Origin of the sequence: Vibrio sp. Vb1018, from assembly GCF_033338775.1 — a bacterium.
Classification (GTDB): Bacteria; Pseudomonadota; Gammaproteobacteria; order Enterobacterales; family Vibrionaceae; genus Vibrio; species Vibrio alginolyticus.
Window position 1 is genome coordinate 14,900 of sequence record NZ_JAWOTI010000007.1, and the last position, 13,973, is coordinate 28,872.

Genomic DNA, 13,973 nt, shown 5'->3' on the forward strand with positions numbered 1-13,973 from the left:
GAAATTTAGGAGAGGAAATATGGAAGCAATCATCAACCCTATTATTACCAAACTGTACGAGCAAGAATCGCTTACTCAGGAAGAGAGCCAACAGCTATTCGACATCATTATCCGTGGGGAACTAGACCCAATTTTGATGGCATCAGCACTGACTGCACTAAAAATCAAAGGCGAGACACCGGATGAAATAGCAGGCGCGGCAAAAGCGCTGCTGGCAAATGCAAACCCATTCCCTCGTCCAGATTATGATTTCGCAGATATCGTAGGTACTGGCGGCGACGGTCACAACACCATCAACATTTCAACCACTGCGGCGTTTGTTGCTGCAGCATGTGGTCTAAAAGTAGCGAAACACGGTAACCGCAGCGTTTCGAGCAAATCGGGTTCTTCTGACCTTCTTGATTCATTTGGTATCAACCTAGCTATGAGCGCAGACGATACGCGCAAAGCGGTAGACAATATCGGTGTTGCTTTCCTATTTGCACCTCAGTACCACGGTGGTGTGCGACATGCGATGCCAGTGCGTCAAACCATGAAAACACGCACTATCTTTAACATTCTTGGCCCACTGATTAACCCTGCTCGTCCTAACATCGAATTGATGGGCGTTTACAGTGAAGAACTGGTTCGTCCTATCGCAGAAACCATGCTACAAATGGGTATGAAGCGCGCCGCTGTAGTACACGGCAGTGGTTTGGATGAAGTGGCGATTCACGGCGAAACAACCGTTGCTGAAATCAAAGACGGTAAGATCACAGAATACAAATTAACGCCTGCAGACTTCGGTCTAGAAGCGCACCCACTAGAAGCAATCAAAGGTGGCGATCCTGAAGAAAACAAAGCGATCATTACCAATATTCTGACGGGTAAAGGTACAGACGCACAATTGGGCGCAGTGGCGGTGAACGTTGCTCTGCTCATGCGTCTATTCGGCCACGAAGATTTAAAAGCCAACACGCAACAAGCGATTGAGGCAATGAATTCAGGCAAGGCGTACCAATTGGTACAACAACTTGCCGCACACGCTTAAGGAATTGCAGAAGATGACTGACTTCAACACTCAGCAAGCTGACAACCTGTCTGAACACGTTTCTAAGAAAGAAGCAGAAATGGCAGAAGTACTGGCGAAAATTGTCCGCGACAAATATCAGTGGGTAGCAGACCGTAAGGTGTCTCAGCCGCTAAGCACATTTCAGTCTGATTTACTGCCATCGGACCGCAGCTTCTACGATGCTCTGAGTGGCGAAAAGACGGCATTCATCACAGAATGTAAGAAGGCATCTCCTTCTAAAGGTTTGATTCGTGATCACTTCGACTTGGATTACATTGCGTCGGTTTACAACAACCACGCAGATGCGATTTCAGTCCTAACAGACGAGAAGTACTTCCAAGGTAACTTTGACTTTCTTCCTCAAGTGCGCGGTCAAGTCAAACAACCGGTTCTGTGCAAAGACTTCATGGTAGATACCTACCAAGTTTACCTAGCACGTCATTACAGTGCTGATGCCGTGCTACTGATGCTTTCTGTCCTTAATGACGAAGAGTACAAAGCGCTAGAGGAAGCGGCGCACAGCCTGAACATGGGTATCTTGACCGAAGTCAGCAACGAAGAAGAGCTTCATCGTGCCGTTAAGCTAGGCGCACGCGTTATCGGCATTAATAACCGTAACCTTCGCGACCTAAGTACTGATTTGAATCGTACTAAAGAACTGGCACCGACCATTCGCGAACTGGCTCCTAACGCAACAGTAATCTCAGAATCTGGCATTTATACGCATCAACAAGTTCGTGATTTAGCGGAATACGCAGACGGCTTCTTGATTGGTAGTTCACTGATGGCAGAAGACAACTTAGAACTTGCTGTACGTAAAGTGACCTTAGGCGAAAACAAAGTGTGTGGCTTAACGCATCCAGATGACGCAGCAAAAGCATATCAAGCTGGCGCGGTATTTGGTGGCCTGATTTTTGTCGAGAAGTCGAAGCGTGCGGTTGACCTTGAAGGTGCGCGCTTAACCATGAGCGGCGCTCCACTGAACTACGTGGGCGTTTTCCAAAATCACGATATCGATTTTGTTGCTTCTGTCGTGACCTCTTTGGGTTTAAAAGCGGTGCAACTGCACGGTCAAGAAGACCAAGCTTACGTAAACCAACTTAAAGCCGAACTGCCAGCAGCGGTAGAAATTTGGAAAGCTTACGGCGTGACTGATGCCAAGCCAGAACTACTTGCAGAAAACATTGACCGTCACCTATTAGATGCACAAGTTGGCACTCAAACCGGCGGAACTGGTCAAGTTTTCGACTGGTCACTGATCGGCGACCCAAGTCAAATTATGCTAGCGGGCGGACTGTCGCCAGAAAATGCTCAACAAGCAGCGACACTAGGTTGCTTGGGATTAGATTTAAACTCTGGTGTAGAAAGCGCACCAGGCAAAAAAGATTCACAGAAGTTGCTCGCGGCATTCACTGCTATTCGCAACTACTAAAGCTGGATATCAGCTAAAAAATTTAAAGCTATTCGTAGCGAAAAATACGAGAAGGAATATAACGATGGCAAAACTGAATGCCTACTTTGGCGAATACGGCGGTCAGTACGTTCCGCAAATTCTAGTTCCAGCACTGGAGCAACTAGAGCAAGCGTTTATCGACGCGCAAGAAGACCCAGAATTCCGCAGCGAATTCATGACGCTTCTTCAAGAGTATGCGGGCCGTCCAACGGCTTTGACTCTAACTCGTAACCTAACCAAAGGTACGAAAACCAAACTGTACCTAAAACGTGAAGACCTACTTCACGGTGGCGCGCACAAGACCAACCAAGTGTTGGGTCAAGCGCTGCTTGCAAAACGCATGGGTAAAAACGAAATCATCGCAGAAACAGGCGCAGGCCAACACGGTGTAGCAACTGCACTAGCGTGTGCGCTGCTTGGCCTTAAGTGTCGCGTTTACATGGGTGCAAAAGACGTTGAGCGTCAAAGCCCGAACGTATTCCGTATGAAACTAATGGGCGCAGAAGTTATCCCTGTCCACTCGGGCTCTGCGACACTTAAAGATGCATGTAACGAAGCGCTACGCGACTGGTCTGCAACTTATGAAGACGCGCACTACCTACTAGGTACAGCGGCAGGTCCTCACCCATTCCCAACGATCGTGCGTGACTTCCAACGCATGATTGGTGAAGAAACGAAGAATCAGATTTTGGCACGTGAAGGTCGTCTTCCTGATGCGGTTATCGCATGTGTGGGCGGTGGTTCAAACGCGATTGGTATGTTTGCTGACTTCATCGAAGAAGAAAGCGTTCGCCTAATTGGTGTTGAGCCAGCAGGTAAAGGCATCGATACTGACCAACACGGTGCACCACTTAAACACGGTAAAACGGGCATCTTCTTCGGCATGAAAGCGCCATTGATGCAAGATCCTAACGGCCAAGTTGAAGAGTCTTACTCGGTCTCTGCTGGCCTTGATTTCCCTTCAGTTGGTCCACAACACGCACACCTAAACGCAATTGGCCGTGCTGAATACGACAACGTGACAGACGATGAAGCGCTAGAAGCATTCCAAGAGATTGCCCGCCATGAAGGCATCATCCCTGCACTTGAATCTTCTCACGCCGTGGCACACGCACTGCGTATGGCACGTGAGAATCCAGAAAAAGAGCAATTGCTGGTTGTTAACCTGTCAGGTCGTGGTGATAAAGATATCTTCACTGTACATGCCATCCTAGAAGAAAAAGGAGCGATCTAATGAGCCGTTATGAGAAGATGTTTGCGCGCCTAAACGAAAAGAACCAAGGCGCATTTGTACCGTTCGTAACGGTTTGCGATCCAAACGCAGAGCAGTCTTACAAAATCATGGAAACATTGGTTGAGTCGGGCGCAGATGCCCTAGAACTCGGTATTCCATTCTCAGATCCTCTTGCGGATGGCCCAACTATCCAAGGCGCTAACATTCGCGCGTTAGATTCAGGTGCAACACCAGATATCTGCTTCGAGCAAATCGGTAAGATCCGAGCTAAGTACCCAGAGTTGCCTATTGGCCTTCTGATGTACGCGAACCTTGTTTACTCTCGTGGTATCGAGAACTTCTATGAGCGTTGTGCAAAAGCAGGCATCGATTCTGTTTTGATTGCAGACGTACCAACTAATGAAAGTGCTGAATTTGTTGCTGCTGCAGAAAAGTTTGGTATTCACCCAATCTTCATCGCACCACCAACGGCAAGTGATGAAACACTGAAGCAAGTATCAGAGTTGGGTGGCGGATACACTTACCTACTCTCTCGTGCAGGTGTTACTGGCGCAGAAACCAAAGCAAACATGCCTGTAGGTCATATGCTCGATAGACTGAACCAATTTGATGCACCACCAGCGCTACTTGGTTTTGGCATCTCTGAGCCTGCACAGGTGAAACAAGCACTAGAATCTGGTGCGGCTGGTGCAATTTCTGGTTCAGCCGTGGTAAAAATCATTGAAGCGAACGTTGAGCAGCCACAAATTATGCTCGACAAGCTAGGTGAATTCGTTTCTGCAATGAAAGCTGCCACTCAAAAATAATTTCAGTTTGATATGACACAACAACGCCCGCTTAACATTATGTTTAGTGGGCGTTTTCTTACTATCGCGTTTATACCACGTCATTTTTTGTTCAACGCCCGCACTTTCCAAATCTATCTCAAGCAGAGCACTCAAAGAGTGTTAAGCTTGGGTAACTTAACTAACTCAATAAAGCAATGTGCAGTAAGGTTGCTACATGGAAGAAGTCAAAACACTGCTAGCCAAATGTCCTGTACTATCAGGGCTGCCAGATAAAGGGCTTAGTGAAGCAGCGCAAATGACTAAGGTTCGCTGCTTCGACGAAAAAGCACTGATTTGCAATAAAGGTGCGCTTCAATCTTCTCTTATGGTCATAGCTCAAGGTGCAGTGAGAGTGAACTCAATTAGTTCAAAAGGCAAAGAAGTCACACTGATGATTTTCGAAGCTGGTGGTTGGTTTGGAGACAATGTTTTTTCTCCCGGCATGCCTCGTATTTTTGGTGCGACCGCTCATTCTGACGTGACTGTAATGGAGCTTCCTGGAGATAAATTTCGCCAATTACTCGCCAAATACCCTCAAAGTTACCCCACTATACTCGACTTACTTAGCCGCCGCTTGTGGTCTGCTATTTCTGTTATCGAAGATGACGCGATTAGAGGAATTGAAGAACGAGTCGCCAAAAGGTTGCTGCTGCTTGCTGAATACCAACTTAATCAAGCGATCGATACTCGACCATGCGTTGTCAGGGTAACAAGAGAACATATCGCTAACATGATGGGGCTAACTCGTCAGAGCGTACACAAGATACTAAAACGACTAGAAAGTATCGGGATGCTAGAGCTAAACTATGGCTCAGTAACCATTACCAATCCGAAACGCTTAGAAGAATACTTTAAAGAACTCGAGCAATAGATCCATTCAACAAACGCTAAGTATTGTCTAACGATAGCTAAAAAACTTATGCATCTAATTGGTCAAGAGCACAACACCATTTGCGCTTAGGCAAGTGGCACTGTGACACAAAAACCATTGAATTGACTAAGCTATATTCAATTCAGATTTCAACTCACGTTTCAAAATCTTTCCTGTCGCACTCATCGGGAGGTGTTCACGAATTTCGACATAACGAGGATATTTAAACGAGGCTAATTGCTCTTTACCCCACTTTTGTAATGAATCGGCGTCAATGTATTCTTTTGGTTTAAGTACAACGTAGGCTTTTATCTCTTCGCCATACTCTTCATTTGGAATCCCTATCACCGCGACCATTGAAACTGCAGGATGAGTCATGAAAACTTCTTCAATTTCTCTGGGATAAACATTAAATCCACCTCGAATGATCAGATCTTTCATTCTATCGACAATAAATAAATTACCTGAACTGTCAAAGCGGCCCACATCACCAGTATGGAACCAACCATTTTGTAGCGCAGATTCAGTAACTTCTGGGCGATCAAGATATCCCTTCATAACATTATGACCACGCACAACAATCTCACCTTCTTCGCCTATCGGTAGTGCATTGCCTTCAATGTCGATAACTCTTACTTCGACGCCTTGAACCGGTTGACCTACCGAGCCTGGTATACGCTCCTGATCCAAATGATTAAAACATGCAATAGGACTTGTCTCCGACAAGCCGTACCCTTCTAAGATCGGCACATTAAATGTTTCTTCAAAGGTTCGAAAGATTTCGGTTGGTAATGGCGCACCACCGCTTACTGCAACACGCAATGACGAGGTATCAAATTGATGCTGCACATGAAGCAGACCGATGTACATCGTTGGTACACCAGCAAATATCGTCACCCTACGTTTTTCCACCAGCTCAAGAACATGTTTAGGCTCAAACCTAGGCACTAACACCAATGTTGCCCCGCCCAAAACACTAGCATTTAAGTGGACGGTTTGACCAAATGTATGAAATAAAGGCAAAGTTACTAAGTGAATATCATCGGCCTGGCTGCCCATAATGTTTTGTGCCACCAGAGCGTTCATTATGATGTTCTGCTGAGTCAGCTCAGCGCCTTTTGGTAAGCCTGTCGTCCCTGATGTATACAAAATCACACAAGTATCATCCGCATTACGCGGTATATAATCCGGCAACGGTTGGACATCGGCTATAAACGCATTGAGAGTTATTACACCATTCCAATAGCTTTCATCTTGAGATTGAGTCAGTACGACTATGCCTTCGCATGTATCGACTTGTTCAAAGGCTTTGACGCCCTCTTTTGCCATTGGCAGTTCTTTCGTCCCTTCAAAGCAGAAATAAAACTTCGCTTTTGAATCTTCTAAGTGATACTTAATTTCTCGCGCTTTCAAAAGCACATTTAATGGGACTGCAACCGCGCCGGCTTTTTGTATTGCATAATAAACAAACGCGAAAAAAGGATTGTTTGGGCATGAAATCGCAACGCGGTCACCTGGCTTTACGCCTTTATTGATTAAAGACGCTGCGATCTTGCCGGCGACCGCATCAAACTGCTCATAATTTATCTTTTCAGCGCCACATATCAACGCCGTTTTATCTGGTTTACTCGCAGCATTTCTTTGTAACGCAGCAGCAAGATTCATCATAGTATCTTTACCTCTTACTTGTCTTTCTCGTCTAATCAGCTCAGGAGCATTAACTAAGCAAGTTATCCTTAACACTGGATCGTCAGCATTTGAGTCTCACCAGTCATTGTCATTTAACATTATGTTTACAACGCAATCAGGACTAAGAATGTAAAGCAATTAACATTTCAGAAGGCAAATTAATAAAAGTGTGAGCTTGAAAGAGATGAATTGTTATAAATATCAACCCAAGTCACTAAAAACTCTGACTGCAATAGCAAATACAAAAGCGGTTAAAATTAACAAAAAGAAAACAAATAAAGAAAAATAAACTTGAACAATCCTAAGCGCGACACTTATAAGAAAAATAAATAGCAAACGTTTGCCATTGAACAAAACTTTATCGTTCGTCAATAAAATATCGATTAATCCATCAATAATACCTTGCTGCATATTGCCAATTGTAAACGATAAGTGTAAAAAGCAAGGCGAGATAATTATCCGTAAATCCATTTATGGTTAGTGGGTAATTTTAGGATTTTACATTTTATTAGCACAGAGGTTATGGAAGTGTTAAAAGAAAAGAGTTTGCTAAACAACATTGGCGTACAAGTCGTAATCGCCATGATCGTGGGCACAGCCGTTGGTGCCATGATGGGTCATGATGCGACAGTGTTCGCTCCTTTAGGTGCTATCTTTATCAACTTAATCAAAATGTTGGTTATTCCTTTGGTCGCTGTAGCCTTGATTTCTGGCGCCGCTGGTCTTGGGAACAGCCAGTCAGCAGGTAAAGTTGGCATCGTCACTCTAGGTTATTTTGGTTTAACATCCGCTCTAGCCGTTGCGCTTGCACTATTTATGGGTGAAGTATTCCAACCAGGCATGGGTATCGACGTCTCTGGCGTTGAAGGCATGTTCTCAGCAGAATACGCTTCAAAAGGTGAACTACCTACTTTCTGGGCAACCATCACTGGTATGATCCCAACCAACGTTTTCCAATCACTAAATGAAGCAAACATCCTACAGATACTCGTTTTCTGTATGTTCTTTGGTATTGCGATTTCTAAGCAAGCAAAAGAACGTCGTGAACCAATCATCAATGGTGTTAACTGCATCGTTGACGCAATGGTTTGGATGATCAATAAAGTAATGATCATTGCACCTATCGGTGTATTTGGTCTGATGGCAGAAGCCGTCGGTACGTTCGGTTTTGGTGCGCTAATGGTGGTGTTTAAACTGTTCGTTGTTTACGTTGCCGCCATCCTAATCTTCGGTTTCGTTGTTTACCCAGCAATGGTGCATGTTTTCACGAAGACATCTGCGAAGAAATTCCTGTCTTCAATGAAGAAACCGCAAGCAGTTGCGCTTTCAACAGCGTCTTCTATGGCAACACTGCCTGTCACAATGGACACCTGTGAAAAAGAGCTGGGCGTAAAAAATTCAACTGCATCATTTGTTCTGCCTCTAGGCGCAACGATCAACATGTCAGGTAATGCGATTTACTATGGCTTGGTTGCTATCTTCTTTGCTCAACTGTTCAATATCGATCTAGGCATGGGCGCTTACATTGCAATTATCGTAACGTCTACATTGGGTGCGGTTGGTCAAGCGGGTGTTCCTGGCCCTTCTTTCCTAGTGGTTGCCGTGCTTCTTGCCGCTGGCATTCCAATTGAAGGTCTACCGCTGCTATTCGCTCTTGACCGTATTTTCGATATGATTCGTACAGCACTGAACATCACAGGTGATGCTGCATGTGCAGTTATCGTTGATGCGCTAATTGAAGAAGAAACAGCAGAAGCTGAGCTAAAAAAGCAAGAAGCCTAACCCTTTCTTGAATAGACCAAAAACCGCTCATAATGAGCGGTTTTTTTGTCTTTTCTTGCATTACGTAACTATACAAATAGAAACCGATGGCATAAATTTTTCAAAATGATATAAACCATTACAAAATATAACAAAACGTTAGAGCTAGGTTATATCATGAGTCTTGAGCAATCTTTGGAATATCTCACCAAAACAAATTTGCCGATCGAATCAAAGCAGCAGGCACTGGTTGACTCAGTTATTCTTACCCTAACGAAACAAAAACGAGATGCTCTTTTTCAACAGGTTGCTCTGTATCGAATAAAACTGCTTAAATCTCTCTTTCCTAAACACGCATCAAAAAGTCTTTCTGCACTATTTGAGTTAATGGATTATCGAGATTTAGTGCAACAGTATCCGACAGGTTTCTCCAAAGAGATTCGTTTACTTGAACAACTTGCCGCAGATTGTTACCCGCATTGGATGGTTTTCTGGTGTCAATGCGAGATCGAAGCAATCAAGCAAAAATATCCTTCAAACGAAGCTGCGATTCCTACTCCGCTTCCGTTTGACGACCACAGCTATACTAGCGTGTTAATTGAAGATATCGCAGATTGCGATCTTGAGGTAATGCTGCCAAATCATGCAGCGTTAATGCCGATTTCCGAAGCGATCACACTGAGTAATCTTGAGCTTTTCGTCCAAACTGAACAATGGTTTGAAATCTTGCCTCTTTTATCACTCTCGCAAAAAGGGCAGCACTTTGCGCTCTTGCTCAAATCGTCATCTTCACCAATCTTGGTCTCCTCCGCTTTAGTGCAAAGCTGGCATCAACGAAATAACTGGCTCAGTTACTCACCACAGTTTAGTAACGAACAATGGCAGTTTTGCTTTCCTAATCATGGGTACAGTGTTCTCAATCAACTGGGTATTTTGGAGTGTCGTGCTCTAACTCCTGAGCACACTCTTGTTGGGTTTGATGCTCAGTTTCAATCTCATGTAAAGAACACTGAAGCGGTTTGCGAAGTACTGCGTCTTACGGTGGGAGGCAACATTCAACAAAAGCTGTATTTTTTGTATCTGGCGCAAAAAACTATGATGAGCGAGCTCTATAAAGCAGGCTATAAGCTCGGCTTTACCATTATTGAGCAAGTGTTTATGTTAAATTTCTATCAATCTATTGATTTAAGTGCCTACTTTCACTCAGGATACCGCGACATTAACGGTGACGGTACCAAGACATACCGCGGTTTCTGGAATTTAGGTATGATGGTTGAAGCATTTCAAGACATACAATTTCGCGACTACAAACATTGCGTACGAACAAAAAGAATGGATAAAAAGGTGAATGAGCATGCTTGATGTTCATTTGCACGGTCTCTTTTACCCAAAAGCAATGGCATTGTACGCGACTGTACTAATAGTATTCGCTTGGCTACTGTATTACTGCTATCGCCTAAAACAGAAGAGTGAATCAATCTTAGGCTCGCATCACGCGCCTTACATCGCTTATTCCAGCTGTATCATTGTTTGGATAAGCAGCAACGCCTATTTCCATACCGATTTATTGCCAGAATTAGGCTCTGTTGGTGGCATTTTTATGGCTAAGTTAGCGAACTTAGCGTCTTTTTTCGCCTTTGCGTTTGCATTCTATTTTTCTTGCCAGTTAACCGCAGATGTTAAAAAAACAGCGGTCAAAGTCTGGCAAAAAGTCGTCTTTGTCACACTAGCAACGTATTCACTGTACATCAACTTAGTGCCGAATCTTACTGTCGAAAATGTCACCATTAGTGGTCCAAGCCAGTTCGTCATTGAATTTGGCCCACATACCTCATATTTTTTCATTAGTTTGCTAGCTTTCGTGGTACTAACGCTGCTTAACTTGATTGCCATGCGCGCGAACAGCAGCAAACTCACGCTAGCAAAAAGCAACTATATGATCGCTGGCATTTTGGTATTCATGTTATCTACGGCAGTGATACACCTTGGAATGACGTATTTCCTTGGCGACTTCTCCCTAACTTGGTTACCACCAGCACTTTCAATCAGCGAAATGTTGTTTGTGGGCTATGCCCTACTTACCTCTCGCTTCTACAGCGCTAAATATCTCACGTACTTAACGGTAAGCGCGCTCTTAGTCTGCGCCATTTTTGTTCTGCCGCTAGGGGCGATATTTATTCCTATCTCTGAAGATAACCAATGGCTTGTTGCGGTACCTTTATGTGCGCTTATCGGTATCACTTGGCACTTGCTTTTTAAGCGAGTCAGTCGTTACGCTTCGTATTTTATTTATGGGAAACGACACACTCCCGTTCAGCAAATCCTTGGGTTAGAGGAAGAGTTTAAACGCTCAATAGATGATGCTATGCATCAGTTGGCATCGTTACTTAACATACCAAACAACAAGCTGCAGCTAGTCACTAGCAATTACACAGAAACGTTTTACGAAGAGTACCTGCCGTCAAGCAAGTCAGTTCTCGTGCTTGATGAGTTGTCTGAAGAAATTGATTATGCCTCCTCTTCTAAAGGGTCGATGAGAAAGCTCTACGAGCGCATGCGCTCAAGCAATACTGCGCTCGTTATGCCTCTCTTCGGTCGTGGAAAGTCTGTTACTCACTTACTAATTTCTTCACATAAAATAGATAATAAGCTGTTTTCTAATGAAGAAATCTCAGCTCTGCAAACGTTATTAGTTCGCATCCAGAGCACCATTGAAGCCGATAGAAAGGTACGCCAAAGCCGTGCGCTGGCTAACTCCATTGCACATGAAATGCGTAACCCTCTCGCTCAAGTACAATTACAATTTGAAGCTTTAAAACAACATATAGAGTCAAACGCCTCACTGGATACGCTAAAAAGAGAAATTGATAAAGGTGAAGCCGCTATACAACGCGGTCGACAACTTATCGATATTATTTTACGAGAAGTTAGCGACAGTTCACCAGAGCATGAGCCTTTAGCTCTCACTTCCATACATAAAGCCATCGACCAAGCAGTAAGCCGTTATGGTTTTGAAAACGATCAAATAATAGAGAGAATTAACCTGCCACAGGCACACGATTTTGTCGCGAAGTTAAATGAGACCCTGTTTAACTTTGTCATTTTCAATTTGATTCGTAACGCTATCTACTATTTTGATTCTTATCCCGACAGTCAAATTGAGATTCGTACCCAGACGGGGGCTTACGAAAACATTCTGATCTTCCGAGATAGTGGGCCAGGTATAGATAGCAGTATCTTACACAAGATATTTGATGACTTTTTCTCGTATCAAAAAAGCGGAGGCAGTGGCTTAGGTTTGGGCTATTGCCAACGTGTTATGCGCTCCTTCGGAGGACGAATAGAGTGCCAGTCTGAATTGAACGAGTTCACAGAATTCTACTTGTATTTCCCAGTCGTACCAAACGCACCAAAACCAGAGACATTAAGAGCACCGGACTTTGATAGCTGGAAAGCAACTCCATCACATTCTGAAAATCATTCAGCTCAACACGTACAAGTATGTAAAGATGCACCAACAGTGCTCATTGTTGATGACAAAGAGGTGCAACGCACCTTGGTACAGATGTATTTAAAAAGATTGGGAGTCAACAGCTTACAAGCAAATAATGGAGCCTCTGCGGTAGAACTATTCCACTCTCACAAGATTGATCTCGTTCTTATGGATGTCCAAATGCCGGTAATGAATGGATTTGACGCAAGCCAACGGATTAAGCAAATCACATCCTCCGTTCCAATCATTGCCTTATCTGGTGAGTCTGGAGCTAGAGAGTTGGAGCTAATTTCGAAACTCATGGATGACAGACTCGAAAAGCCCACCACGTTAAATGCACTTCAAGTCGTCATCCAAAGATGGCTACAGAACGAGAATTTTGCACCTTCCAACACTTTTTAATCTGCAAATATAGAATTGGCACTAGATGTGCATTATTGGAGTAAATCGAATTATCCAGAAGGTCAAGCAGGCTACAAAAGAGTAGCGTATGAGCTTGATAAGGAGATCGCCATGTTACTTCATCGACATACATACTACGGCCTGATTCATCATGGAATCAAAACACTGTTACTTGATCGCTTAGGCCACTATACAGAAGAAGAGTATCATCAATATCTGAGCCTGATGACTGGTAAATCCACTTGCTTCACGATGTCTCTCGAAGAGCTAGAAGCAACGGTCGATAACTTACTACGGGAAGGCTATTTAGAAGATGTAAAAACGCTTATTTCCCAATATCAACGTGTGGCTTAAGGTTTAAAACTCTCAACTTTATTGCCGCCTCATCGCGGCAATTTTTATTCCTTCCATATGCTGTTTCGACATGGAAGAAGCTTGCGGGCTGTACGATATACTAAGCGTTACTATTCTTACCTTAACTTCCTCAGTATTCACATCTTGTCAGATTCCGTTAGACTGTCTTCAATTCAACAATTAGGTAGATTTTGCCATCATGAAGCAGATCCTAGACTTTATACCACTCATCGTTTTCTTCGCTTTATACAAGCTGTACGACATCTACGTGGCGACAGGTGCACTGATCGTAGCAACAGCCATTCAGCTTGTCGTCACCTATGCGCTGTATAAGAAAGTCGAAAAGATGCAGCTAATAACATTTGTTATCGTCACTATCTTCGGCGGCATGACCCTTTTCTTCCACGACGACAATTTTATAAAGTGGAAAGTCACCATCATTTACGCGATTCTGGCGATTGGCTTAGCAGTGAGCCACGCATTGGGAAAATCAGCCATCAAAGGTATGCTAGGCAAGGAAATTACGTTACCTGACGCTGTTTGGGCAAAGATTAACTGGGCTTGGGTTGGCTTCTTCTCATTCTTCGCTGGCCTAAACATTTATATTGCTTACGAATTGCCGTTGGATGTTTGGGTTAACTTCAAAGTATTTGGAATGTTGATCGCGACATTTGCCTACATGATTGCGACTGGCTTTTACATTTATAAACACATGCCAAAAGAACAAAAAAATAACTCATCCGATGTGTCCACTGATGATTAAAAACTCAGTTTTGCTATAATCCGCGACTTCACAGCGACCTTAGGGTCGCTGTTTTGCTCCATGTATCAGTAAACC

11 protein-coding genes are annotated in these 13,973 nt (G+C 43.9%); 10 read left to right on the plus strand and 1 reads right to left on the minus strand.

All coding sequences use genetic code 11. From position 1 onward, the window contains the following. Positions 1-19 precede the first annotated feature (19 nt). From trpD to R7Z10_RS09450, 5 genes are all read left to right on the plus strand, one after another. On the plus strand, positions 20-1,030 hold the full coding sequence (gene trpD / locus R7Z10_RS09430) for an anthranilate phosphoribosyltransferase (RefSeq protein ID WP_041058298.1): 1,011 nt from the start codon (positions 20-22) through the stop codon (positions 1,028-1,030). Positions 1,031-1,043: 13 nt separating this feature from the next. Next, the gene (trpCF, locus tag R7Z10_RS09435; RefSeq protein ID WP_318104708.1) at positions 1,044-2,483 is read left to right on the plus strand and encodes a bifunctional indole-3-glycerol-phosphate synthase TrpC/phosphoribosylanthranilate isomerase TrpF; all 1,440 of its coding nucleotides are present in this window, start codon (positions 1,044-1,046) and stop codon (positions 2,481-2,483) included. A gap of 64 nt (positions 2,484-2,547) precedes the next feature. Next, a complete protein-coding gene (gene trpB / locus R7Z10_RS09440) occupies positions 2,548-3,738 on the plus strand; it encodes a tryptophan synthase subunit beta (protein ID WP_005376781.1) in 1,191 nt (396 codons plus the stop codon). Then, the gene (gene trpA / locus R7Z10_RS09445; RefSeq protein WP_005376778.1) at positions 3,738-4,544 is read left to right on the plus strand and encodes a tryptophan synthase subunit alpha; all 807 of its coding nucleotides are present in this window, start codon (positions 3,738-3,740) and stop codon (positions 4,542-4,544) included. Before trpB ends, trpA begins: the two co-directional genes overlap by 1 nt. A 196-nt stretch (positions 4,545-4,740) precedes the next feature. Then, on the plus strand, positions 4,741-5,436 hold the full coding sequence (locus R7Z10_RS09450; RefSeq protein ID WP_005376777.1) for a Crp/Fnr family transcriptional regulator: 696 nt from the start codon (positions 4,741-4,743) through the stop codon (positions 5,434-5,436). Positions 5,437-5,562: 126 nt separating this feature from the next. Here R7Z10_RS09450 and R7Z10_RS09455 read toward each other — a convergent pair whose 3' ends face one another. Further along, positions 5,563-7,104: a long-chain fatty acid--CoA ligase gene (locus tag R7Z10_RS09455; protein WP_005376776.1), complete on the minus strand. Its 1,542-nt coding sequence runs from the start codon at positions 7,102-7,104 to the stop codon at positions 5,563-5,565. Between the two features lie 543 nt (positions 7,105-7,647). Between R7Z10_RS09455 and R7Z10_RS09460 the strand changes: the two genes are divergently transcribed. The 5 genes from R7Z10_RS09460 (at position 7,648) to R7Z10_RS09480 (ending at position 13,898) form a co-directional block, all read left to right on the plus strand. Further along, positions 7,648-8,907: a dicarboxylate/amino acid:cation symporter gene (locus tag R7Z10_RS09460; protein ID WP_005376774.1), complete on the plus strand. Its 1,260-nt coding sequence runs from the start codon at positions 7,648-7,650 to the stop codon at positions 8,905-8,907. 156 nt (positions 8,908-9,063) lie between these two features. Then, positions 9,064-10,248, plus strand: coding sequence for an acyl-homoserine-lactone synthase (locus tag R7Z10_RS09465; RefSeq protein WP_005376773.1), 1,185 nt, complete (start codon positions 9,064-9,066; stop codon positions 10,246-10,248). Continuing rightward, positions 10,241-12,781, plus strand: a complete 2,541-nt coding sequence (locus R7Z10_RS09470) for a hybrid sensor histidine kinase/response regulator (protein WP_005376772.1) — start codon at positions 10,241-10,243, stop codon at positions 12,779-12,781. The genes R7Z10_RS09465 and R7Z10_RS09470 overlap by 8 nt, the downstream gene beginning before the upstream one ends. A gap of 111 nt (positions 12,782-12,892) precedes the next feature. Next, positions 12,893-13,135 carry a hypothetical protein gene (locus R7Z10_RS09475; protein ID WP_005376770.1) on the plus strand — a complete coding sequence of 81 codons (243 nt, stop codon included), beginning with the start codon at positions 12,893-12,895 and terminating at the stop codon, positions 13,133-13,135. A gap of 199 nt (positions 13,136-13,334) precedes the next feature. Then, on the plus strand, positions 13,335-13,898 hold the full coding sequence (locus tag R7Z10_RS09480; protein WP_005376769.1) for a septation protein A: 564 nt from the start codon (positions 13,335-13,337) through the stop codon (positions 13,896-13,898). Positions 13,899-13,973: the final 75 nt, after the last annotated feature.